Genomic DNA, 24214 nt, shown 5'->3' with positions numbered 1-24214 from the left:
CACGCGTCCGAGTCGAGGGGCCTTCGGTCGGGCCTGCTCACATCGCTTCGCATTGCGCTTGCCAGGCGGCGCCAACATCCGCAGACAGCTGCTCGCCGGGCAGCCCCCAAACGAATTCGACGATCGCAGGCACAGCCGCGCGAAACCTCTCGTCGTTGCCCTCAAACCCTTCCGCGATCTTGACCATCGTCGCCATCATCTCGGCATCAGCCTGACGCTCCGCCACAGCTGTTTCGGCAATCGCGCCAAAGACGGCACAATCGGGATTGGCGGCCACAGGGCTCACAAAGGCGGCAGCGCATAACGCAACGGCGAGGGGCAAACGCAACATGAAACGAACTCCGACGGATTATATGTCCGTCCAGAAATAACCCGTCTGTGGATCAGTTTCCAGCGCGCGCGGCCACATGGGTCATGGCTTGCGCCAGATCATGAACCATCGTGTGAGCCATGGAGCGGAAACCCATGATTTGAAACACATCTTCGCCCGTTAGAGAAATGCTGACATTCACGTGAGCGAGCATGGTTCGGCAGGTATGACCGCGTTTGAAGTTTTTTCCCCGCAGATCGACCGGCACCAGCCGGGAGAGCACGGCTTCTGCGCCCGCGCCACGGATTTCGCAGATCCCCCAGGCATCGGACTGATCCGTCACGGAGGCAAACTCCTCAACACCTTCAGGGGCTTGCAGGCCTATCATCATGTAATCATCCCGGCCGAACCACATGATGCGCGCACCTGCCTTGCCGACCATTCGCCCCGGTGCGGGGCAGGATACACCAAGGCGTGTCTTCAGAAGTTGATCCAGCGCGTCTCGCGTTCCGGCAAAAGGCTGCAGCAGCGTGAGGGGCCCCGCATCCAGCTCCACCAATCGGACATCTCCGATCTCTTTGGGCAACAGGCCCTCGAAGGCCGATTGAGCGATCAAGTCAACCACGCATACGCCCTCCCTCAGGATCAAGGAACACGGGATGGCAAATCTCAACCTGCCCTTCGATCCCTCTCAATCCGTCTACCATTTGCATGATCTCGCCATGACGTTCAGGTCCATTGCTAACGAAACCGAGTGCAATCTCGTGGCCCAGCGTCGGCGAGTGGCCGTTGGATGTTACATAGCCCTGATCATTGGCGCGCCTGGGTTCCGCGCCTTTTTCATACAGCCGTGCGCCGGCCGTGATCCGCAGCGTTTCGCCGACCGGTTTGAGGCCAACGAGCTGTGGCCGCGTTGCGTCCAACAACCCCGGCCGCGCTGCCATCACTTGTCCGACGCAGGCTTTCTTCGCCGACACCATCCGCCCCATACCGATGTCAAACGCCGTTATACGCCCATCGATCTCGGAATGGGTGATGAAGCCTTTCTCGATACGCAGCACGTTGAGCGCTTCCATGCCATAGGCCCCGCCGCCCATCTCTTCGGCGCGCGCCACAAGCGCCTCAAAGAGCGCGGCCCCATACCGCGCCGGCACTGCAATTTCGTAGCCCTGCTCACCGGAGAATGAGATGCGAAACAGCCGCGCCGCGATGCCTCCAATCTGAACAGGGCCGCAGGACATGAACGGCCAGTCCTGCGCACTCAAAGGTACCTCCAGCACGTTTTCAAGCAGCGCCCGCGCCTGAGGTCCCGCCACGGCAAACTGCGCCCATTGTTCTGTCACGGAGGTAAATCGCACATCCCATTCGGGCTTGAGGACCTGCGCAATGAACTCAAGGTGCCGCATCACAAGCCCTGCCGCGGCAGTGGTTGTCGTCATGACATAATGGGTCGGGCCCAACCGGGCTGTTGTCCCATCATCCATGACATGCCCATCTTCGCGCAGCATCAGCCCGTACCGCACACGTCCCTCCTTGAGGGTCGAAAACGTATTGCAATAGGCGAAATCGAGAAGCTTGGCCGCGTCAGGTCCCTGAATATCGATCTTTCCAAGCGTTGAGACATCACAAATCCCAACGCTCTGGCGCACGTAGCCAACTTCCCTGTCGCAGGATTGCTGCCAGCGCGTCTCGCCCGCCTGCGGGAAATAGCTGGGACGATACCAGAGACCAGCCTCCATCACGGGCGCACCCCGGGCGAGGCTCGCCGCATGGGAGGTGGTAAAGCGCTCCGGCGCAAAACCCTTGTCCGGTCCGCTGGCGCCCATGGCACCCAGAGGCACGGGGCTGAACGGGGGACGGAACGTCGTCGTGCCAGTCTCGGGAATGCTGCGGCCTGTCGCATCGGCAAGGACCGCCAGAGCGCCCACGTTGGAGTTCTTGCCCTGATCCGTTGCCATGCCCTGCGTTGTGTAGCGTTTCATGTGTTCGACCGATCGGAAGTTTTCCGCGCCCGCCTGTTTCACATCCTTGACCGTCACATCGTTTTGAAAATCGAGCCAGGCCCGCGACTTTCCGGGCACGGCCCAGAGCGGTTTGATCCGGTATGCCGCATCCTCTGCCTCCGGCAGCGCCACATCGACAGACTTGCGCCCCAGCTCAGAGAGCGCGGCCAAGCCAGCGCGCCGCCCGTCTTCCAGACAGCCAGCCGTCGAAAAGACCCCCGCCGCCGCGCCACAGGCCTCCAAACCCGGCACAGCCCCGGGCGCGGGCACAAAGGCCGACAATGCCTCATTCCACACAGGGCGCGCGCTCAAGTGGCAGGTCAGATGCACAGACGGGTTCCACCCCCCTGACACCGCAAGACAATCGGCGGTAATCCGGTCGGTGCGGCCATCGTCGAACGCCACAGAAATGTCTTCGAGGCCACGGCGCCCGCTGCTGTTGGTGACCACGGCCCCGCGCAGCACAGAGATGCCCTCGAGATCAGGCGCCTCGGGGCGGGCATCAATCAATGCGGTGACGTGAACACCCGCCGCGCGCAAATCACGGGCGGTGCGATGTGCGGAGTCGTTGTTGCCGAAGACCGCCACCCGAGCGCCGGGCGAGACGCCGTAGCGGTGCAAATAGCTGCGCACAGCGCTCGCCATCATGATGCCCGGGCGGTCATTATTCGCAAAAGCAATCGGACGTTCGAGTGCGCCCGCCGCAAGGATCGCGCGCGTCGTCGCGATCCGCCAGAACGCACTTTTGGGCAGGTTGGCCTGCGCAGGCAGGTGATGGCCGACACGCTCCCAAGCGCCATAGGTGCCCTGATCATAGGCCCCGGTGATGGCTGTGCGCGTCATGAGGCGGACGTTGTCCATCTCCTCGAGTTTGGCCGAAATCTCCGCGGCCCAATCCGCCCCAGCGAGGTCTCCGACGCTTTCGTCCTCGCTGAGCAAACGACCGCCCGGCCCCGTATCCTCCGTGGCGAGAATGACATCTGCCCCACCCTGCGCCGCCGTGTAGGCCGCCATCAGACCCGCGGGCCCGGCCCCGATCACCAGCACATCGCAGAAGAGGAATCCGCGCTCATAGACATCGCCATCCGGCTCACCCGACAGCGCGCCAAGACCGGCCGCGCGCCGGATAACGGGCTCATAAAGCTTTTCCCAGAAGGCACGCGGCCACATGAACGTCTTGTAATAAAACCCGGCGCTCAGAAATGGCGCGGCGAAATCATTGATGGCCAAGGCGTCAAAGCCCACGGAAGGCCAGGCATTCTGACTGCGTGCCTCAAGACCCTCGAAAAGCTCCTGCGTGGTTGCCCGCATGTTGGGATCACGCCTGTCGCCTCTGCCGATCGTGACCAAGGCATTTGGCTCCTCAGAGCCCGCCGTCAGGATGCCGCGCGGCCTGTGATATTTGAACGAGCGCGCGACCAGCCGAATGTCGTTGGCGAGGAGCGCCGAGGCCAATGTATCGCCCTGAAAGCCTTCATAGCGGATGCCGTCGAAGCTGAACGAGAGAGTCTTTGACCGATTAATGCGGCCCTTGCCGTCTACTCTCATGGCGTTGCCTCGCGCGCCAGTTCGACCTGATGAATGTGGTGTGAGACGGTATCGCGTGTCACAACCAGCCATGATCCGCAGCCAGATTCATGGGCCCAAAGATCCCGCGTTGTGCCGGCCGGATTGTCCCGCAGATGCACATAATCATGCCAGGCATCAAAGGCTGCATCCTCGGCAGGGCGCGCGAGAAACGCCCCCTGATAGTAGAATTCGCGCAGATCGCGGTCGCCACAGATGGGACAGGTTATGCGCATAGGTCATTCACTTTCGCTACGACGTGCACTGAGAGCCGGGTTGCATGTCTAAAGCTGCCTTTAATGCAAATTGTGTTGTGCACCGGTCGCCTCCTCATCCATCAAACCAACGCCGTCGCGGAAACGCTCAAGCCTGTGATGCCGCGCCACCTCATGGGGTTGGTCCGTTGCCATCAGATGAGCGAAGACATGGCCCGATCCAGGCACGGCCTTGAACCCGCCATAGCACCAGCCGCAGTTGAGATAGAGCCCCTCGATATGCGTCTTGTCGATGACGGGGGATCCATCTGCCGACATGTCCATAATGCCACCCCAGGACCGCAAGAGGCGGGCCTTGCCAATCATCGGCATGAGCGCCATTCCGGCCTCGATCACATGTTCTGCCATCGGCAGGTTGCCGCGCGCGGCATATGATGCATAGAGGTCAAGATCGCCGCCAAACACAAGCCCGCCCTTGTCAGATTGGCTAATGTAGAAATGCCCCATGCCAAAGGTCACGACCTGATCGAGACAGGGCTTGAGGCCCTCTGTGACAAAGGCTTGCAACACATGGCTCTCAATGGGCAGGCGCATGCCCGCCATGGCCGCGACCTGGCTTGAGCGACCCGCCACGACGATACCCACCTTCCGCGCGCGGATGGCACCGCGCGTCGTCTGGACACCGGTCACTTTGCCCTCGGAGACATCAATGCCGGTCACTTCGCAATTCTGTATAAGGTCCACGCCGCGCCGGTCTGCGCCGCGGGCAAATCCCCATGCGACAGCATCATGACGGGCTGTGCCGCCGCGCGGATGGTAGAGCCCGCCGTAAATCGGGAACCGCGTATTGGTGTAGTTCAGCGATGGGACAAGCGCCCGCACACCCTCGCGGTCCAGCAATTGCGCATCATCTCCCTGGCTCAGCATCATGTTGCCGCGCCGGGCATAGGCATCGCGTTGGCCGTCTGAATGGAACAGGTTTATGATGCCACGCTGGGAATGCATGACATTGTAGTTGAGTTCCTGCTCCATGGTTTCCCAGAGTTTCAGGGAATGCGAGTAGAACTGAGAATTGCCCTCCAGGCCGTAATTAGCGCGCACGATGGTCGTGTTGCGTCCGACATTTCCGCCGCCGATGTAGCCTTTTTCCAAGACAGCGACATTGGTGATGCCATGCTCTGCGGCAAGGTAATAGGCGGTTGCAAGGCCATGGCCCCCGCCGCCGATGATAATGAAGTCATAGTCGGTTTTGGGCTGTGGATCGCGCCAATGCGCCTCCCATCCCCTGTTCCCCGTCAGGCCTTCGCGCAACACGCGCCATCCCGAAAACGCCTTCCCAGCTAACCCCATGCGAACTCCTGGCTTCGTTGCTTCGAAGAGAACCAAAATCACCAAGCTCGCGCAATCGCTGTAAGCGACACGTGTCGTCGTTTTTCAAAGTTTCCGCGCGCAGCATCTGGCGCGCGGATTGTTTTAAATGGGTGGCGGAGCGCCGGGTTTTCCCGAGGCCCCTACATCGCGAGCCTAGAGGCCCTTCGCGCGGTAACTGCTGGCGACCTTGTCGATCGATACCAGATACGCCGCGGTGCGCAGGTCTTCAACATCTTCACGCTCGTGCCAGACATTGCGCATGGATTGATAGGCAATCCGCATCGTGTCATCGAGACCGGAGCGCACGAGTTCCAGCTCATCAGCGCCCTTGAGGTACTTCGCCTTGAAGTCCGGCGTCATGGACCAGGCATCTCCAAGATGCTCGGACAGACGTTCCAGCTCGCTCACAATCAACTCGTGGCGGGCCTCTTCCTGACGACGCTGCATACGACCGAAACGAATGTGGCTCAGGTTCTTGACCCACTCGAAATAGGACACAGTCACACCGCCTGCATTGGCGTACATATCGGGGATGATCACAGTCCCTTTCTGGCGCAGGATGTCATCCGCACCCGCAGTAATTGGGCCATTCGCAGCCTCGATGATCAGCGGTGCCTTGATGTTTGCGGCATTGCCCATATGGATCACACCCTCGAGCGCGGCCGGAATGAGAATATCACACTCCTGTTCCAGAACGCTGGAGCCTTCCGCGTGATGCGACGCATCGGGATAACCGGTCACACCGCCATGGCTGTCGATCCAGCTTTTGACTTTTTCGACATCCAACCCGCTTTCATTGTAAAGCGCGCCATCGCGCTCAATGATCCCAGTGATGATGCTGCCATCTTCATTCTGCAGGAATTTGGCCGCGTGATAGCCCACGTTGCCAAGGCCTTGCACGATCACGCGCTTGCCATCCAGCGAACCGCTCATACCGGCTTTTGCCATGTCGCGTGGATCGCGGAAGAATTCGCGCAGCGCATATTGCACTCCACGGCCCGTTGCCTCGACGCGGCCCGAGATGCCGCCCGCGTTCAGCGGCTTGCCCGTGACACAGGCGCGTGCGTTGATGTCGGTGGTGTTCATGCGCGCGTATTGGTCCGCGATCCAGGCCATCTCACGCTCACCCGTTCCCATATCCGGCGCTGGCACGTTCTGGCTGGGGTGGATCAGATCGCGCTTGGCCAGCTCGTAGGCAAAACGGCGGGTGATCTGTTCGAGCTCGTGCACGTCATAATCGCGCGGATCGATGCACAGCCCGCCTTTTGAGCCGCCAAACGGCGCTTCGACAAGGGCGCACTTGTACGTCATCAACGCTGCAAGCGCCTCAACTTCATCCTGGTTGACCGATGGCGCGAAGCGAATGCCGCCTTTGACGGGCTCCATATGCTCTGAATGCACAGAGCGATATCCCACAAACGTCTGGATCTGACCGCGCAAACGCACGCCAAAGCGGACAGTATAGGTGGCGTTACAAACCCGGATCTTCTCCTCCAGCCCGGGCGGCAGATCCATAAGCGCCACCGCGCGGTTGAACATGAGATCCACACTCTCACGGAAAGTCGGTTCGTTCTGGCGTTGCATTGTCCCTCTCCTCCAAAACCGGATCTTGCGCCGCGACTCACCGCGGTCTTGCCGGAATACCTGCAAGGCTATGACGGCTTCGTTAAAAAAGGCGAGGGGAATTCACATTATTCAACTTGTGCGAATGCGCCGCGAAAGAGACGTTTCGCCATCAGAACGCCCCATTGTTGCGCCATAGCGTACAATCGAATGCATGCTCGCCAACATATTGTTTTTCAGAAACAAATCCCTCGGATTTAGCCTTTTTCTGCCCCATTTTGGCCCAGATTGGAGGCGACAAGAAGCATTGACGCGTATTGCGAGTCATGGGGCATCAACCGATCACCTGGAGGGGTCGAGAATGAAATATAATGAGTTTGAAAAAGCTCCCGAACGCTGCCCTCGGCGCACCGGTCTGCTCTCGAGCACTGGCCTGACGTCCCGGATGCGGCGCTTTGTGCGTGAAGAGGATGGCAACCTCACGGTTATGTCCGTCTTCATGTTCGTGGGCATTGTATCGATCTGTGGTATTGGTGTGGATCTCATGATGAATGAGATGAAGCGCACCAATCTGCAACACACGCTGGACCGCGCGATCCTGGCCGCTGCCGACCTGGATCAGAAGCTGGAGCCAGATGCGGTTGTGCAGGATTACTTCTCGACATCCGGACTTGGGACAGCCCTGTCCTCCGTGACCGTTGATGAGGGCCTGAACTACCGGACTGTTTCGGCGACGGCCAGCACAACCAGCGACCCATTGTTCATGAAGGTCATGGGCGTGAACGAGCTCGTGGCTCCCGCTGCCGGGACCGCCGAAGAGCGCGTTGGGAATGTCGAGATTTCGCTTGTTCTCGACATCTCCGGCTCCATGGGCTGGGACGCCTCTGACGGTCGCTCCAAGATTGAAAACCTGCACGAAGCGGCGAATGAGTTTGTCGAAACCGTTATTCGCAACGACGCCGGCGGGCTGACGACAGTCTCGATTGTCCCCTACAACGCGACCGTAAATCTCGGATCCACGCTGGCGCAATACTACACGCTCAGCAACGATCATGATTATTCGCGTTGCGCGACCTTCCCGACGTCGAGCTTCACGCAGCTGGGCATTTCGCGCAACATCGAGTTGCAGCGGATCGGTCACTTTGATCCGTGGTCCACAGATTGGAACTCAACGGAGATTTCCAATTCGTGGTGCCCGACGAGCAACTACGGCTCCATTCTGGTGCACTCGGATAACGAGACCGAACTCAAGAACCACATCAACAGCCTTGGTGCAGGTGGGAACACCGCGATTGACCTTGGCATGAAGTGGGGCGTCGCGCTGCTCGATCCTTCTGCGGAAGATCTGATCGACGACATGATAGACGACGGACATGTAACACCGCTCGCCGAAGCCCGCCCTGCGGCCTACGACGACCGTGAAGCCATGAAGATCATCGTGCTCATGACCGACGGGGAAAACACGACACAGTTTGACCTGCGCCCAGAGTTGCACGGCGAGATGTCGCCTGTCTTCATTGATGATCGTGGCAACAACAATCCGTCAGACGACCGCTTCTCGGTTCTCGTGGATGACGATCCGGGCACGGCCAATGATGAGTATTACTGGCCCCGCTTCCGTCATGACGGCTGGAACGACCGTTACCGGAATTGGCCTGAGGGCGGCTCCAACGCCCGGCGTATGAGCAACCAGGAATTGTTCGCGCGCTTCGGGACACGGCCAGTTTGGGAGAAGTTCTTTCAAAAGCCAAATAACGACGGCCAAATGCCGTGGAGCCAGATCTGGCAATATGGCTACGGCTACACCGGCACAGTGGGTCCCGATAGCGCTGACGACAATCTGTCGGACATCTGTAGCGCGGCCCGCGGCGTAGGAATCACCGTGTTCGCAATCGGATTTGAAGCGCCGCAGCGCGGACTTGACGCCATGGCCGATTGCGCCTCCTCCGACTCGCATTACTTCGACGTCGAAGGTGTTGAAATCACGGATGCATTTGCTGCTATCGCCCGGACCATCAACCAGCTGAGGCTCACACAATGATCAACCGCATGACATCAAAACTCTGCCGGTTTGCCAAAGCGTTTCGCTCTGATGAATCCGGTAACGCCAACACGGTCTCCTTCGCGATCTGGACACCGGCCCTTCTTCTGACGCTGGCAACAGCCATGGAAGTCGGCGTCTACACGGCCCGCGCGACTCTGCTGGAACGTGGCATGGATATGGTGGCACGGGACATCCGTCTCGACACTGGCATCCCGCCGCAGCACAACGAGATCAAGGCGGCCATCTGTGAAAAAGCGTCCATCATTCCCGATTGTGCCGCCAACCTGCGGCTGGAGATGATCCCGCAAGACATGCGCAACTGGCAGAGCATTTCTGCCGTCGCGGATTGCACGGATCGCTCCAAGGAAGTCGCGCCCTTGCGCAGCTTCACGCCAGGCCAGGACAACGAGATGATGATCCTGCGCGCTTGCGCGAAGATCCAGCCGATTTTGCCTATGACATGGCTCGCGGGGGCGATCGAAACGGACGCAGCCGGGGATTACGCCGTCGTCGCAATCTCTGCCTTCGTGCAAGAACCGAGGTAAGACAGATGAAACACACTTCGTTCAAACTCCTGCGCGCCCGCTTCGCGGCCTTCGCCGGAGACACACGCGGCAGCGTCAATATCGAAGGCATGCTCTTCTTTCCGCTGCTGCTGATGTTCATCGCCGCAACCATCGTATTCTACGACGCATTCCGCAGGGACTCGCTGTCGCAAAAGGCGGCCTACACTGTGGGCGATATGCTCTCCCGCGAAACCGCCGCCATCAACGGCACCTATATCGACAACGCCCGCAAACTGCTGGCGCTGATGTCCGATGTGCCGGAAAGCGATGTCTCCATTCGTGTGACGCAGGTTGTCTACAACAAACGCTATGATGAGTACCGCGTGAACTGGTCCAAAGAGCGCGGGAACCACTCCACGCGCCTGCGCACCGTGGATACGCGAAACATGCACGAAGAACTGCCCAACATGGTGGGCGCGGAGCGTTTGATCATCGTGGATACGTTTGTCAACTACGAGTGGCCGATTGATCTGGGCTTTGATGACCATGTCTTCGAAAGCACCGTGTTCACACGGCCGCGCTTCGCTCCAAAACTGGTGTGGTCCAACGGAAGCTGAGCCTCCGCATCAAAAGCACAAAACCCCCCCGGTCCCGCGCCGGGGGGTTTTCCTTTGTCATGGCTCTGCCTGACGCATGAAAAAGGCCGCTCCGTTAAAAAGCGGCCCATTGTGTTTGCGCAGAACTTTGCTTTGCGTGCAGTGGGTTACTGCAATGACGCGATGAACGCGTCCACATCATTGAGCGAGAGGTACTCCACTTCCGCAGTGCCCTCGTCAGAGAAGGACCAGATCACCGCAGGGGCAGAGACATCGCCATTGCCGTCAAACTGGACATTGCCCGTGGCGCCCTGGAACATGACCGTCCCGCCGCCGGCAAGCACCTCTTTTGCCTTGGCAAAACCAGCCGTGTCCGCGCTGACAGCCATGCCGTTCGGATCAGTCACGCGCGGAATGGCTGCGGCCACGTCGGCACCGGAGGCCCCTTTGCCTGCCGCTTCCATGGCCAGCATGGCGAGCATGGCTGCGTCATAGCTGTTGGCCAGGCCCGGACCATTCGGCTCGGATGAGAAGCGCGCTTGATAGGCGGCACGGAACGCATCAGCACTCTCGGAACGAGGCGAGGCTGTATCCGTGCCCAGGGCATTCCCGAGGTATTGCAGCCCCACATTATCGCGGAATTCATCCGATTTCAGCGAGTTGGCCAGGATCATGTTCTGTGTCCCTCCCAGCGAAATCCACTCGCGGACAGCAGAGGTGCCCTCCGCCGGATAGAGCGCGAGGTAGAGCGCTTCAGGCTGTGTGCCCAAGGCCTCGGTGACTTCTGCGCGGTAGCTGGGTTGCGCATCATTGATCGCAACGCTTGCCGTGACCTCAACGCCGACGGCGGCAAAGTCCGCCGCGATCAGGCGCGCCATGTCTTGGCCCCAATCATCATTCTTGTAGAGAATGGCCACAGATTTGTAGCCTTTGTCCGCGGCAACCTTGGCGCCCACAGCAGATTGAACGCCCGTTGTCGCAAAGGTGCGGAACCACAAGCCGTTGGTTTTGCCTTCTTCTGCAAGCCCGGTGAACGCTGTCGAAGACGAGCAACACGACATCTGCATCACGCCGCTGGGCACTGTGACGGAGGTCAGGATCGGCATGGACACGCCGGAGGAAACGGCCCCCAAAAGCACGCTGATCCCTTCAAGATCGACCAGCGCCTTGGCGGCATCTACGCCCACTTTTGGATCGACTTGCGTATCGCGGAGCACCATCTCGATCTGGCATCCCGCAGCGCCACCGGCTGCATTGACCTGATCCACGGCGAATTGTGCGGTCTCGGCAATCGGGCGGCCCCAATCGACGGATGTGGGCAAGACGGCACCGATCTTGGTTGTGCAATCCTGTGCCTGCGCCCCTGTGGCCAGCGCGCTCACGCCGAGCGCCAGTGCCGCACCGGACACTTTGGTCATCTTGTTCATCTGTAGTCTCCCTTTTTGTTCCCTGTTGTCTTCAGGCTTTTGTCGCCGCACGCCCGCGTTGCGAGACGACCAGCTTTTCGGGGAAGAACCCCTGCGGTCGCCACATGAGCATGCCCACGATTACTGTGCCGATCAGTATGAATTGTACGGAGCCGGTGTAAAGCTGTACCTCAACCGGGGCGAAGCGCGAGAGCGCCCAGCCCGACGCTGTCCACGCGCCCCAGATAAGGAACGCACCAAAGATCGCGCCACGGTTGTTTCCTGCGCCGCCAACGATCAACATCGCCCAGATCTGAAACGTGAGCGTCGGCAACACGTCTTGCGGACTGACAAAGGCGTAAAAGGTGCCATAGAGCCCGCCCGAGAGCCCCAGGATGACCGAGCCAGTGATGAAGGCGGCAAGCCGCACCCGCGCAGGGTTCTTGCCCAACGAGCGCGCCGCTTCCTCATCTTCGCGGATCGCGCGCAACAGCCGCCCGTAGGGCGAGGCGACGAGGCGCTCTAGAAACACATAGGTCGCCAGCAGCAACAGCAGCACAAAGGCGAAAAACAGAAGGTTGTAGGTAAATCCGTCGCCCAAATGCGCACGCAGCGGGCGTTCGAAACCGCGAATGCCTTTGGCGCCCCCTGCCAGCCATTCAGCGTTGCGCATCAGGTTTTCAAACGCCACGGCCACGCCGAAGGTCGCAATCGCGAGATAATCGTGCCGCAATCGCAAGGTCAAAAGCCCGACGACCCAGGCCACCAACCCGGCCACAACCATGCCGCCGACAAGCGCCAGAAGATATGGCCAGCCAAACCCACCCAGATGTCCGGCCTGTTCTGTGCCGCCGAGGATCAGCGTGGCGTAAGCGCCCGCGCCGAAGAAAGCGACGATACCGCCGTTGAACAGCCCCGCATTGCCCCATTGCAGGTTGAGTGCCAGCACCGCAATCGCGAGGATCGAGGCGGTCGTGGCAAAAAAGACGAGGTACGAGATGATGCCGATCATGTCCGCTCCTCGCCAAAGAGCCCATGGGGCCGGATCATCAACACGAGCAAAATCAGCAGGAAGGGAACCGAGGGTGTATAGCCGGAGGGCAGAATCAGCAGCGACAGATTGCCGGCAATCCCAACGATAAAGCCGCCCAGCACAGCCCCGTAGACACTCCCGATCCCGCCGACGATGGTCGCTGCAAAGATCGGCAAGACCAAATCGCGCCCCATGACCGGGATGATTTGGTGGCTGATGCCATAAAAGACGCCCGCAACAGCCGCCAGCGCGCCGCCGATGAGCCAGACAGCCATGATCGTGCGTTGCAGATTGACGCCATTGACCTGCGCCAGAGAGGGGTTTTCGGCCACAGCCCGCAAGGCGTAGCCAAAGGTCGTGCGCGACAAGATCAGATGCAGCAGGAACATCAGGACCAGCGCCGCCACCAGCACAAAGACCTGATCAGGTTTGACAAGCAACAAAGGATCGCGGCTTAGGATGACCGCAAAGGCAATGTCGCGCGAATAGAGCTCAGGGCTCAAGCCGAAGACAAGGCCAATGATGTTTCGGATGATCAAGGCCATGCCAAAACTGGCAAAGACCATGGAGAGCTCCTGCCCCTTCTCGCGCACACGTTTGAAGACGAGCTTGTCAATCACGAGCGCAGAGAGCCCCGTCAGGACCATGGAAGCCACAATGGCCAGTATGAGCGATCCCGTCAGTGACAGCGGCGCCAGTTTTACCGCAAGAAACGGCGCCAACGCAGAGACAAAAGCATCACAAACAAGCGCCGCATAAGCGCCGAGAGAGAGCAATTCCGCATGGGAAAAATTGGCGAACCGCAGGATATGCATCACAAGCGTCAGGCCAATCGCGCCCAAAGAGAGGTAAGACCCTGTCAAAATGCCATCGAGCAGATTTTGCATCAGGCCGTGCCCTCCCGCCGTTTGCCAAGATAAATCTCGCCCACGATCTTGTTGTCTCGCAGATCCGCCGCTGGCCCGTCGATCTGGTTGCGCCCTTCCGCCAGAATATAGCAATGATCCGCAAGCCGGAGCGCCTGATTGACGTTCTGCTCCACGAGCAGAATGGAGACATCCCGCGCCGTCAGGCCGCGCGCATGCTCCAACACTTCTTGTGCAGCCTTGGGTGACAGCCCGGCGGAGGGCTCATCCATCAAAACAAGCTTCGGCTTGGACGCGAGCGCCATGGCAATCGCCAGAAACTGCCGTTGCCCGCCAGACAGCGTGCCCGCCTTGTCGCGCTGCTTGGCTGCAAGCGCAGGGAATTGCGCAAAGAGCTGATCCAGCCTCGCAGCCGCCTCCGCCCCGGCCTGTCGCAAGGCCAGATCAAGGTTTTGCCGGATGGTCAGACTGCGGAAGCAATTGTCCGTTTGAGGCACATAGGCAATGCCCTGCGCCTTCAACTGATCGGTGCGAATGTTGGTGATGTCGCGCCCGTCGAGCACGATCTCACCGTTGCTGACAGGCAGCAGACCCGCGATGGCTTTGATCAACGTGGATTTGCCCGCACCATTGGGCCCGATGATCAGCGTCACCTGATTGGGGCGCACATCAAGCGTCACATCGCGCAGGATCGGCAGATCGGGCACATAACCCGCTGTCACGGTTTTGGCCTGCAATACGGGCCTAGCCTGGACAACCGGATCAGCCATCGACCTGCGCTCCCAGATAGGCATCGAGCAAAGTCGGATTGGCCAAGGCCTCCTCCGGGCTGCCCTGAAAGATGACACGCCCCTCCGCCAGCGCAATCACGGGCGCACAATGATGCATGACGAAGTCCATATCATGCTCGATGATCACAAAGGTCGTTCCGCTCCGGTTAAGCTCCTTGATCTTGCCAATCAGCGTTTGTGTCAGCACCGGGTTCACGCCTGCGGCGGGCTCATCCAGCAAGATCACCTCCGGGTCTCCCATCAGGATCCGGGCAAGCTCCAGCAATTTCATTTGTCCGCCCGAGATCTGCCCCGCCGGATGATCGGCCAAGGCGCTCAGGGTGACAAAATCGAGAACCTCCAGTGCTTTATCGCGAATGGCGCGCTCTTGCGCCCGCATCCGCTTGCGGCTCAGAAAAGGCCCGGCAATGCGCTCGCCCACCTGATCCAACGGCGCCAGCATGACGTTTTCCAGAACGCTCATGCGCGCGAAAGGCTTGGGGATCTGAAAGGTCCGCCCGAGGCCTTGCGCAAAAAGCTTGTCTGGCGCGTGACCCGTCACATCCCGTCCCTGCAAGCGCACAGCTCCGCTGTCGGGCCTGAGCGTGCCGGTCAGGAGATTGAACAGGGTCGATTTGCCCGCGCCATTGGGCCCGATCAACCCTGTGATCGCGCCGCGCTCAATCTCCAGCGTCACATCGTCGACCGCCTTCAGCGCGCCAAAGGAAATAGACAGGTCCCGCGTGGCAAGGATGGGCTCAGCCACTCCCGAGCACCTTGTCGTCGGGCTTGGTATTAAGGTTATACTTCATGATCCGACCATGCCGGCCATTGCGATCCCTCTCGAGGCCAAACACCGGCCCCTGCGGCCCCGGCGCCTTCGCCAAAATCGCGTCAATCGTTGCGTAATCCTCCGGATCAAGGCGCACGTCAAAAACCTCGAGCGTCTTGGGCAAATGCCGTGCATAGCGCGCACCAACGATGCCCGCACTGACCTGCGGGCGATCCAGCACCCAACGGGTTGCCACGGAGGCCAAGGACACGGCATGTTTGTCTCCGATGGCTTTCAACGTGGCCAGCAAGGCCTGAAACGTCTCCCAGGAGCCGAACTCGTCAATGATCAGGCGATACTTTACCAAGCTTCTGTTTTCAAAAGCATATCCCGGATCGGGCGCGCCGAGCCAGGTCTCTGTCAAAAAGCCGCCCGCCAGCGTGCCGTAGCACAGAAGATGCACGTCGCGCGCCGCAGCCCAGGGCACAAGCGTTTGCTCCGCGCGGCGATCAAGCAAGGAATACTGCACCTGCGTTGAGACGACATCGAAGCCCGCATCCAGAAAGGGCTGTGTCTCCACCACATCCCAGTTTGTGACACCAAGATGCGCGATCTTGCCCTTCTCCTGACAGGCCTTGAGGGCCGCCATGCCAACGCGTGGATCGCCCAGCGACACATCCCACCAATAAAACTGCACGAGATCGAGCCGATCCACCTGCAACCGTTTGAGCGAGCGATCCACAATGGCCTCTACATCGCTTTCGCGAATGTTCTCAAGCAGGCTCAGATCGGGCACAAGCTTGGTATGAACCTTGACCTTGTCGGCCATGCTGCTCCCGCGTCTAGCGCGCACATCCGCAATGAAGGACCCGATCATCTCCTCAACGCCGACATAGATATCCGCGCAGTCGAACGTGGTAATCCCCGCCTCCAGAAAGGCCTCCATATCTGCAATCGCCGCGGCGCGATCCACCGCGCCATGATCACCGGCCAATTGCCAACCGCCCTTGATGACCCGGGAGATATGATAGCCCGGGCGCAATTCCGCTGTTTCAACTGTCATGGGCTCTCCGACTGCCAATAGGGTGTGCCACGCATGTCCGGTCGGCCCGTGGTGGCGGCATGGCTGAACCAGCGCTTCTCGCCGCGCGTGATGCGGAAGCGACCGCCGCAATGGGGATCCGGGCAGGCAATTTCCGCGTCCGTGCTCATCCAGTCATTGGGATCGGTCATGCGCTGCTTTGCAGGCAACAGGGGCAGAAGCGCGCTCAACGCATACATCGACACGCGGGCACCCGGTTCAAAAACGAGTGTTTCCCCCTCCACGCGAAAGCGGTCCCCCTCAACATGACGGCACACCGGCGTGCGTCCGTCCAGGACCGTCTCGACTTCAAGATCATAGAGCCAGAACCCGTCCCGGTCGTTGTTTGCGTTCATCCACCACTCCGCTCAAGTCCGGCACATCGCGCTGCGCACCGCCCACTGCCCCAAGACATGGTCTTGTCAGCAACAGGTTATCGGATATCGTGCGGGTCTCAAGTGCCAATCGCGCCACAACAGGCCGCACCCTCTTGAAAGATCGGACGATTTCATGATGACCCCCTTGCGCCCGGAGCGGTTCGCGCTCTCAGACAGGCTTGAGATTTCACGTGTCCTGACCGGCCTGTGGCAGGTGGCCGATATCGAGCGGCACGGCACACTCCTTGATCCCGAAACCGGCGCGGATTGGCTCGCAGACTACACCCGCCACGGCTTTGATACCTTCGACATGGCCGACCATTACGGCACGTCCGAGATCATTGCGGGCCGCCTGCTCGCGCGGGGTGGCGCACCACGCCCTCTGGCCTTCACCAAATGGTGTCCTTCGCCCGGCGAGATGAGCCGGGATGTGGTACGCGCGGGCGTTGAAGAGAGGCTGGAGCGGCTGGGCGTTAGCTGTGTCGATCTGCTGCAGTTTCATTGGTGGAGCTTTCAACACCCTGCATGGCTGGATGCGCTGCACGAACTGGCAGCGCTGCGCGACGAAGGGCTGATCGCTGAGATCGGTGTGACGAATTTCGATGCGGCCCATTTGGCGCTCGCGCTGAGCGATGGCATTCCGCTGGTCAGCAATCAGATCTCCTTTTCCCTGATCGATCGCCGTGCAGCCGGTGCCCTATCCGCGCTCTGCACGCAGGGCAATTCAAAGCTTCTGGCCTATGGCACGCTCTGCGGCGGTTTCCTCTCGGAGCGTTGGCTGAACGCGGAAGAACCCGCTGAGATCGGTGATTGGTCCAAGATGAAATACAAGCGCTTCATCGACGTCACGGGAGGCTGGGCGCCGTTTCAAGCTTTGCTGCGTGCCGCCGATGAGATCGCCCGCAAACACGCCGTGTCCATCGCCAATGTCGCAACGCGCTGGGTACTGGAGCACGCCAGCGTCGCCGGTGTGATCGTGGGCGCGCGTCTGGGAGAGCGCAACCATGCCGAGGACAATCTCAAGCTCTTTGGCTTTGCCCTTGACGCGGAGGATCATGCCCGGCTCGAGGAGGCCTTTGCGCTGACAACGCCCGTGCCCGGGGATTGCGGCGATGAGTATCGCAAACCACCGTTCCTGACCGCCTCCGGCGATCTCAGCCACCATCTCGATACCATGCCTTTGCCCCATCAGGCGCAACCGACGATCCATCGGCCCGGTGGCGAACACGTGCTCAGCGGCTCGGAATGGGAAGACGTTGCAGGCTACGCCCGCGCGCAAAAAGTAGGGCCGCGCATTCTCGTGTCCGGCACGACAGCGACCGCCGGTGTGGACCGGATCGTTGCCCCGCAGGACGCGGGCGCGCAGACGACCTATGTGATCGACAAGATCCTCGCCGCGCTTGCGGCTTTCGGGGCCAGCGCGGAAGATGTCGTGCGCACGCGGATCTACATTGTTGACGAAGCCGATGTGGAGGCCATCTCCCGCGCCCATGGACGTATCTTTGGCGAGATCAAACCCGCCAATACGCTTGTGGTCGTGGCGGGGCTCATCGGCGGGTATCGGGTCGAAATCGAGGCCGAGGCGGTATTGCGCGATTGATGCGCCGCCAAATGCGCCCTGCGTCAAAGAAACGTGACTGGACAGGCATCGCCCTGCCCGGGCACATCTGCGCTATGACCCAACGCATTACCTCCGCGCGCGCATGACGCCCAAATCACGCCGCACGATCCTGACGCTGGCAGGCCTTGGTCTGGGCTATGCCGGTCTGCGCGCAGCTGTTTTGAACTGGCCCCAGAGCCTCGTCTACGAACCCCTGGCAGCACCGGCCGGGTTTCGGCGCCTTCAAGGGGGCAGCAGCTCCGGTGCCTTTGATCCGTTGGTCGGGCTCAGCGCGCCCGACGCGCCCTCGACCCGGGCCGCGAAGGACAGGATGCGTGCAGATGTGCTCCGCGCGCCCTGCGCGGCGCTTTACGGCACGTTGACGCTGACGCCTGATCAGGTGCCCATTGCGTCTTTCTCGGATTATTTCTGTCCGTTTTGCCGCGTTCAAACGGAACAGATCGCCGATCTCGTGGCGCGCTCTCCCGACACACTGGCCGTTGCATGGCACGAGATGCCCATTTTGAGCGACATGTCCAATGGCGCGGCCAAACTGGCGCTCGCAGCGAAACGGCAAGACGCCTATGTGGCGGCCCATGCCCGGCTCATGCGGATCCGCTTTCGCGACAGCCCACAGTTTCTGGAAGACTTCAGCCGCGATCTGGGCCTCGATCACAACCGCCTCTTGCGCGACATACAAAGCCCGGGCCTCGCGCGGGAGCTCGCTGTGAGCGCTGCTGTAGCCTCCGCCCTGCGTTTTGTGGGCACACCCGCACTTGTTGTTGGCCACACCATTGTGCAGGGGCAAATCACTGAGAAGACACTCAGACGGATTATTGAAGATGTCCGGGCGTCGGACTGGCATAATGCTTGTATGGGCGGCTAGGCCTTATTGGCCCACGTCCTCCGGCGCGACAGAGACCGATTTCACCACTGCCCAAACCGCATGGCCTTCCGCGAGCCCCATGGCCTGGGCCGAGCGCGCGGTAACACGAGCGAGAAGCCGCCCTGCCGTGCTTTGCAAGCTCACCAAGGCGCCCGGCCCCTGCCCCGTGCGCAGAGACAAAACATGGGCTGGAATGACATTGAGCGCGGAGAGCCCTTCTGGCGGGCGTGAAGACAAAATCACGTCCTGCGCCGCAATCCGGACGCGCAGCTTTGCCCCGGGATTTGCCCGAACGGCGGGCAGGAACAATGCCACGCCGCCTGCCTCAAGTTCGCTCAACCCATCCGCATGGTGCCGCACCAGCCGCGCCTCGATGACAGCCCCTGCCGCCCGCGGGCCCGCGGGCGTCACCATTGGATCAGACAGAACCGCGAGCGCCGGGCCCACTTTTTGAACACGCCCCCCCTCCAGCGCCACGACGGTTGTGGCCAGACGCGCCACTTCCCCCATGGCATGGGTCACATAGAGAACCGGGATATCCACCTCGTCGCGCAGCATTTCGAAATAGGGCAGGATCTCGGCCTTGCGCGCCCCGTCAAGTGAGGCCAGCGGCTCATCGGCGAGGATCATTCGGGGCCGCGCCAGCAAGGCACGCCCGATGGCCACGCGCGCCGCTTCCCCGCCCGATAGAGCACTGGGCCGACGCTCCAAAAGCCCGCCGATCCCCAGCATATCAACCACCTTGTCCTGCGCCATCTCAGGCGCATCCTTGGGGGCATAGCGTGCGCCGAAAGCCAGGTTCTGCGCGACGTTGAGGTGCGGAAACAAGCGGTGATCCTGAAACACGTAGCCCAGTCCGCGTTTGTGCGGTGGCAAAAAACGCTGCGCATCCATCAACACGTGCTCTTGGACGCGGATTTCCCCCTGATCCGGGCGCAAGAGCCCTGCCACAGCCCGGATCACGCTGGTTTTGCCGGAGCCCGAAGGCCCGAAGAGACAGGTCACACCGGGCGGGGCGTCAAAGGCTATGTCAAGCGCGACGCTCTCAAAGCGGTGGGTAAAGCGAACCGAAAGGCTCATGCGCCCTGCCTCCGCGCCACGCGGCGTGCGAGCAGCTCCGAGATGAGCAACGCGCCCAGCGCAATGGCCACAGACAGGATGACCAGACGCAAGGCCTGCGCCTCCCCACCGGGCACCTGAAGAAAGGCGTAGATCGCCGTGGGCACCGTTTGCGTCTGTCCCGGGATATTGGCCACAAAGGTTATGGTTGCACCAAACTCGCCCATCGCTTTGGCGAAGGCGAGGATGCTTCCCGTGAGAATGCCGGGCAGCGCAAGCGGCAGGGTCACGCGTAAAAAGACACGTCCTTTGGACGCCCCCAGTGTCGCGGCGGCTTCCTCGAGGCGCGGATCAATCGCCTCGATCGAAAGCCGGATCGCGCGCACCATGAGCGGAAATGCCATGACGGCCGCCGCCAAGGCCGCGCCGGTCCAGCGAAAGGCAAAGACAATGCCAAACTCGCCAAGAAACGCCCCAATGGGCCCACGCGCCCCAAAGCCCAAGAGAAGCAAATAGCCCGTAACCACGGGCGGCAGGATGAGCGGCAAATGCACCAGCGCATTGAGGACTTGCTTGCCCGGAAAAGACCAGCGCGCCAGGGCATAGCCCGTGAAAATCCCCAACGGGAGCGAGCAGAGCGTTGCCCAGAGCGACACCCGAAGCGACAGCGCAACCGCCTGCCATTCCTCAGGGCCCAGCCAGCTCACGGCGTTGGCACCGCGAAACCATGGTCCTCAAAAACACGCCGGGCCTCGGCGCTGGACAGGTAGTCCAGAAAGCGGGCAGCCTGTTTTCCAGCCCCGTCTGTCAAAGCGGCGGGATAGACGATGGGATCATGGCTGTCGGCCTGAAATTCCGCGAGGATCATAACGCGCGGTTCAGCCTGTGCATCCGACGCGTAGACAATACCCAAAGGCACTTCTCCCAAGGCCACGAGAGCAAGGGCCGCGCGCACGTTGTCTGTCTGCACAATATCATCCCGCACGCTCTCCCAAAGGCCTAAGGACACAAGCGCCTGACGTCCATAGATGCCCGCGGGCACAGCTTCCACGAGACCCATGGCCATTCTATAGCCAGAGAACACGTCACCGCCTTTGAGAAGATCAAACGCGCGCCCGGGCGGCTCTGCGCTATTGGCCACCAGCACCAGACGATTGCCCAGGAGATCGCGCCGTGTCTCCGGCACAATCGCGTTCTGCCCGGCCAGCCAATCCATCCATGTCACATTGGCCAGCATCACCACATCCGCAGGCGCGCCCGCTGCAACCTGACGCGCCAACACCGAAGAGCCCGCAAAGGAAAACGTCACTGCGCCCTCAAAATCGGCGGCGATCTCTTCCAACGCCGTTTTCAAAGACGCCGCTGCAAAGACCGTGACACCCTCCGCGCGCAACAGGCCGGGCAAAAGACACAAGCACATGACAATTCGCAACATCATGGCGCTACACTGACCGCGCTCTGCTGCGCCTGCAAGGCCCTAGCATCCCCGGACGCCGCGCCCTAGCGCAAGACGAAAGCGCGAAAATCGTTCACATTTGTGCCTGTAGGCCCCGGCACAAAGAGATCACCCGCAGCCTCAAAAGCGCCCCAAGCATCATGGCGCGCCAAAGCTCCTGCAGGGTCGACACCCGCCGCCCGCATCCGGGCAGCACTTGTCCCGTCCGCAAAGGCGCCCGCGTTATCCTCTGAGCCATCAATCCCGTCGGTATCCGCCGCCAGCGCCGTCACCCCCGCGACGCCCTCAAGCGCCCGCGCAGCCGAAAGCAGAAACTCCGTGTTGCGCCCGCCGCGCCCGCCCTTTGCGCGCAGTGTGACTGTCGTCTCACCACCCGACAGGATCGCCACAGGTGGGGCGAAAGGCCGCCCCCGGCGCAAGGCCTCGCGCACCATGGCCGCATGCATCAGCCCAATATCGCGCGCTTCGCCCTCAATTGCATCCGAGAGGATGACCGCTGGCACACCCGCCTCCTCGAAAACCGCCGCCGCCGCCTCAAGCGATAAGCCAGCCGACGCGATAACGCGCACGTCGTTGCGCGCAAACACCGGGTCATCCGCCTGAGGTGGCTCCGCCAGTGCCGCCGCAATATGGTCGGGTACATCTATGCCGTAAGCTGTGATCAACGCCTTTGCATCCGCCAAACCGCGCGTGTCGGGCACGGTCGGCCCAGAGGCCACCTGCGCCGGATCATCTCCCGGTACATCCGAGACCACGAGCGAGACAACCTTGGCTGGATAGGCCGCACGCGCCAACCGTCCCCCCTTGATCCGGCTTGCACAATTGCGAATGGCATTCATCGCGCCAATCGGCGCGCCCGACGCCAAAAGCGCCTCGTTCAATGCTTGCTCATCTTCAAACCGGAGCCCTTCCGCAGGAGCAGGCAACAATGCAGACCCCCCACCGCAGACCAGAGCAACCACGAGATCGTCCTCGCTCAGATCAGCCACCGCTTCAAACAGGGCATCACTGGCTTTGAGCCCTGCAGCATCCGGCACAGGATGGGCCGCTTCCATCACGCGGATGTGCTTGCAGGGCGCCGCGTAGCCATAGCGCGTCACAACAACGCCCTCGAGAGGAGCATCCCACAATTCTTCAAAGGCCGCAGCCAGTTGGGCCGCTCCCTTGCCTGCGCCGATGACAATCGTGCGCCCTGCGGGTCGCGCCGGGAGATGCGGCGCCAAGGCCTGGCGGGCATCTGCCGCGCCAACCGCTGCTTCAAAGGCCCGGCGCAAGAGCGCTCTGTCGTCCATGATCGTCCCCCCGGTTTTCTTCTTGGGGGACCATCGCCGCGCTTTGGAGAAAAGGCAAGCCAAGGCCGCGCAACTATACCCTTGCGCTGCCCCCGTCCCCGCCTGCAAATGACATCCAACAGGGGAGAAAGATATGACACAGGACACAATCGGTTTTGTTGGCACCGGCCTCATGGGCGAAGGCATGGCCCGCAACATCCTAAAAGCAGGCTACAATCTGCATGTGATCACGCATAAAAACCGCGCGCCGGTCGATAGGCTCGTTGCCGAAGGCGCCAAAGAGGCGCCCTCTCTGGAGACCATGGCCAAAACCTGCAATGTCATTCACATCTGCGCCCCGGGCTCGCCTCAGGTCGAAGCCATCGTGGCCGCGCTCCTCCCTCATCTCGTGCAAGACAGCGTCATTATTGACTGCTCAACCTCGGACCCTGTGTCCACCATGACCTTGAACGACACGCTTGAGGCGCAGGGCTGTCATATGGTGGACGCGCCCCTCGGCGGAACCCCGGTCCAAGCCGAAGCCGGCGAGCTTGCCGTCATGCTGGGCGCCGGCGCCGATGTTCTGGAGCGCGCCAAGTCGATCATCTCCAGCTGGGCCGGCCCGATCGTGCACATTGGCCCGCCCGGTTCGGGCCACAAGATGAAGCTGCTCAACAACATGTTGGCCATGGGCTATGCCGCGCTCTACTCAGAAGCGCTGGCCCTCTCGGAAAAAGCAGGTATCCCGACCGCAACCTTTGACAGCGTGATCAGCGGCTCACGTATGGATTGCGGGTTTTATCAGACCTTCCGAGGCTACGCGGTCGAGGGCAATCGTGAAAGCCACAAATTCACGCTGACCAACGCGCTCAAGGACATGACCTACCTCGAAAACCTCGCCAATTCCGTGGGTCTCGACAATTCCATGGGCAACGCCATCAAACGCTCCCTGGCTCTGGCCAAGGCAAATGGCGGTGCAGGCCCGGAGGATTACGTGCCGCATTTGGTGGACTTTGTCGCAAATCGCAACGGCGTCACACGCAGCTGACCGTTTCTTTTGCCGCCAAATACCTCGGGGGAGGCCCGCAAGGGCCCGGGGGCAGAGCCCCCACCAGAACAAAGGGGGCAGAGCCCCCGTCTAAACTCTAGAGCGCGGGCGCAGCCCGCTCCTTTAAAGCACTTCGACGGACACCTGATCAACCGAGCAACATGAGAAAGCAGGTGCTTTGCAGTGTTTTCGTAATCCAGGATTTTCGCGAAAAGCTAAAGGCCACGGCCTGCAACTCAACAACGAGCACCGCTTCGCCCGAAATTGCGCCTGTCCACGCCTCAAAAGGTCCACTGGACCTTTTGCCTGACGGCGTCACGACCGGTGCCTTGCCGGGGCTCCGCCCGTTCGCACCTCAAAAGGTCCACCGGACCTTTTGCCTGACGGCGTCACGACCGGTGCCTTGCCGGGGCTC

General features: G+C 61.0%; 23 protein-coding genes. 6 read left to right on the top strand and 17 right to left on the bottom strand.

Annotated elements, in window-relative coordinates:
• Nucleotides 1–37: 37 nt before the first annotated feature.
• The 6 genes from ACP15S_RS04430 to ACP15S_RS04405 all read right to left on the bottom strand — a co-directional run bounded on the left by ACP15S_RS04430 (nt 38) and on the right by ACP15S_RS04405 (nt 7049).
• Nucleotides 38–331, bottom strand: coding sequence for a hypothetical protein (locus ACP15S_RS04430; RefSeq protein ID WP_425038366.1), 294 nt, complete (start codon nt 329–331; stop codon nt 38–40).
• A 52-nt stretch (nt 332–383) separates the two neighbouring features.
• Nucleotides 384–935, bottom strand: a complete 552-nt coding sequence (locus ACP15S_RS04425) for a sarcosine oxidase subunit gamma (RefSeq protein WP_425038365.1) — start codon at nt 933–935, stop codon at nt 384–386.
• Nucleotides 928–3861 (bottom strand): sarcosine oxidase subunit alpha family protein, encoded by a 2934-nt coding sequence (locus tag ACP15S_RS04420; protein ID WP_425038364.1) that lies wholly within the window; start codon nt 3859–3861, stop codon nt 928–930. Before ACP15S_RS04420 ends, ACP15S_RS04425 begins: the two co-directional genes overlap by 8 nt.
• On the bottom strand, nt 3858–4115 hold the full coding sequence (locus ACP15S_RS04415) for a sarcosine oxidase subunit delta (RefSeq protein WP_425038363.1): 258 nt from the start codon (nt 4113–4115) through the stop codon (nt 3858–3860). The genes ACP15S_RS04420 and ACP15S_RS04415 overlap by 4 nt, the downstream gene beginning before the upstream one ends.
• Nucleotides 4116–4175: 60 nt before the next feature.
• A complete protein-coding gene (locus ACP15S_RS04410; protein ID WP_425038362.1) occupies nt 4176–5444 on the bottom strand; it encodes a sarcosine oxidase subunit beta family protein in 1269 nt (422 codons plus the stop codon).
• Nucleotides 5445–5618: 174 nt separating this feature from the next.
• A complete protein-coding gene (locus ACP15S_RS04405) occupies nt 5619–7049 on the bottom strand; it encodes a Glu/Leu/Phe/Val family dehydrogenase (RefSeq protein ID WP_425038361.1) in 1431 nt (476 codons plus the stop codon).
• 340 nt (nt 7050–7389) lie between these two features.
• Here ACP15S_RS04405 and ACP15S_RS04400 point away from each other — a divergent pair, with 340 nt between their 5' ends.
• Genes ACP15S_RS04400 through ACP15S_RS04390 form a run of 3 tightly spaced genes read left to right on the top strand, consistent with a single transcriptional unit; the run spans nt 7390 to nt 10195 of the window.
• Nucleotides 7390–9069: a pilus assembly protein TadG-related protein gene (locus ACP15S_RS04400; RefSeq protein ID WP_425038360.1), complete on the top strand. Its 1680-nt coding sequence runs from the start codon at nt 7390–7392 to the stop codon at nt 9067–9069.
• 8 nt (nt 9070–9077) lie between these two features.
• Nucleotides 9078–9617 (top strand): TadE/TadG family type IV pilus assembly protein, encoded by a 540-nt coding sequence (locus tag ACP15S_RS04395; RefSeq protein ID WP_425038359.1) that lies wholly within the window; start codon nt 9078–9080, stop codon nt 9615–9617.
• Between the two features lie 5 nt (nt 9618–9622).
• Complete coding sequence (locus ACP15S_RS04390) at nt 9623–10195, top strand: TadE/TadG family type IV pilus assembly protein (RefSeq protein WP_425038358.1); 573 nt, start codon at nt 9623–9625, stop codon at nt 10193–10195.
• A gap of 146 nt (nt 10196–10341) precedes the next feature.
• Here ACP15S_RS04390 and ACP15S_RS04385 read toward each other — a convergent pair whose 3' ends face one another.
• The 7 genes from ACP15S_RS04385 to ACP15S_RS04355 are packed head-to-tail and all read right to left on the bottom strand — an operon-like array spanning nt 10342 to nt 16458.
• Entirely contained in the window at nt 10342–11601 is a 1260-nt protein-coding gene (locus ACP15S_RS04385; RefSeq protein WP_425038357.1) for an ABC transporter substrate-binding protein, read from the bottom strand.
• A 31-nt stretch (nt 11602–11632) separates the two neighbouring features.
• A complete protein-coding gene (locus ACP15S_RS04380) occupies nt 11633–12592 on the bottom strand; it encodes a branched-chain amino acid ABC transporter permease (protein ID WP_425038356.1) in 960 nt (319 codons plus the stop codon).
• Nucleotides 12589–13500 (bottom strand): branched-chain amino acid ABC transporter permease, encoded by a 912-nt coding sequence (locus ACP15S_RS04375; RefSeq protein ID WP_425038355.1) that lies wholly within the window; start codon nt 13498–13500, stop codon nt 12589–12591. The genes ACP15S_RS04380 and ACP15S_RS04375 overlap by 4 nt, the downstream gene beginning before the upstream one ends.
• Nucleotides 13500–14249, bottom strand: coding sequence for an ABC transporter ATP-binding protein (locus ACP15S_RS04370; RefSeq protein ID WP_425038354.1), 750 nt, complete (start codon nt 14247–14249; stop codon nt 13500–13502). Before ACP15S_RS04370 ends, ACP15S_RS04375 begins: the two co-directional genes overlap by 1 nt.
• On the bottom strand, nt 14242–15015 hold the full coding sequence (locus ACP15S_RS04365; RefSeq protein ID WP_425038353.1) for an ABC transporter ATP-binding protein: 774 nt from the start codon (nt 15013–15015) through the stop codon (nt 14242–14244). The genes ACP15S_RS04370 and ACP15S_RS04365 overlap by 8 nt, the downstream gene beginning before the upstream one ends.
• Entirely contained in the window at nt 15008–16084 is a 1077-nt protein-coding gene (locus ACP15S_RS04360; RefSeq protein ID WP_425038352.1) for an aldo/keto reductase, read from the bottom strand. Before ACP15S_RS04360 ends, ACP15S_RS04365 begins: the two co-directional genes overlap by 8 nt.
• Nucleotides 16081–16458: a TIGR04076 family protein gene (locus ACP15S_RS04355; RefSeq protein WP_425038351.1), complete on the bottom strand. Its 378-nt coding sequence runs from the start codon at nt 16456–16458 to the stop codon at nt 16081–16083. Before ACP15S_RS04355 ends, ACP15S_RS04360 begins: the two co-directional genes overlap by 4 nt.
• A gap of 157 nt (nt 16459–16615) precedes the next feature.
• Between ACP15S_RS04355 and ACP15S_RS04350 the strand changes: the two genes are divergently transcribed.
• Nucleotides 16616–18079: an aldo/keto reductase gene (locus ACP15S_RS04350; RefSeq protein ID WP_425038350.1), complete on the top strand. Its 1464-nt coding sequence runs from the start codon at nt 16616–16618 to the stop codon at nt 18077–18079.
• 103 nt (nt 18080–18182) lie between these two features.
• A complete protein-coding gene (locus tag ACP15S_RS04345) occupies nt 18183–18965 on the top strand; it encodes a DsbA family protein (protein ID WP_425038349.1) in 783 nt (260 codons plus the stop codon).
• Between the two features lie 3 nt (nt 18966–18968).
• Here the strand turns inward: ACP15S_RS04345 and modC are convergent, their stop codons facing one another.
• From modC to ACP15S_RS04325, 4 genes are all read right to left on the bottom strand, one after another.
• On the bottom strand, nt 18969–20045 hold the full coding sequence (gene modC, locus ACP15S_RS04340; RefSeq protein ID WP_425038348.1) for a molybdenum ABC transporter ATP-binding protein: 1077 nt from the start codon (nt 20043–20045) through the stop codon (nt 18969–18971).
• A complete protein-coding gene (gene modB, locus ACP15S_RS04335; RefSeq protein WP_425038347.1) occupies nt 20042–20731 on the bottom strand; it encodes a molybdate ABC transporter permease subunit in 690 nt (229 codons plus the stop codon). The genes modC and modB overlap by 4 nt, the downstream gene beginning before the upstream one ends.
• Entirely contained in the window at nt 20728–21462 is a 735-nt protein-coding gene (gene modA / locus ACP15S_RS04330) for a molybdate ABC transporter substrate-binding protein (protein ID WP_425038346.1), read from the bottom strand. The genes modB and modA overlap by 4 nt, the downstream gene beginning before the upstream one ends.
• A 62-nt stretch (nt 21463–21524) precedes the next feature.
• Nucleotides 21525–22772: a glycerate kinase type-2 family protein gene (locus ACP15S_RS04325; protein WP_425038345.1), complete on the bottom strand. Its 1248-nt coding sequence runs from the start codon at nt 22770–22772 to the stop codon at nt 21525–21527.
• Nucleotides 22773–22905: 133 nt separating this feature from the next.
• Between ACP15S_RS04325 and ACP15S_RS04320 the strand changes: the two genes are divergently transcribed.
• Nucleotides 22906–23799, top strand: coding sequence for an NAD(P)-dependent oxidoreductase (locus tag ACP15S_RS04320; RefSeq protein ID WP_425038344.1), 894 nt, complete (start codon nt 22906–22908; stop codon nt 23797–23799).
• Nucleotides 23800–24214: the final 415 nt, after the last annotated feature.

It is taken from the genome of Primorskyibacter sp. S187A (genome assembly GCF_049800955.1).
In the GTDB taxonomy this organism is placed as follows: Bacteria; Pseudomonadota; Alphaproteobacteria; order Rhodobacterales; family Rhodobacteraceae; genus JAKVBH01.
This window is presented reverse-complemented; position numbering and strand designations above follow the sequence as displayed.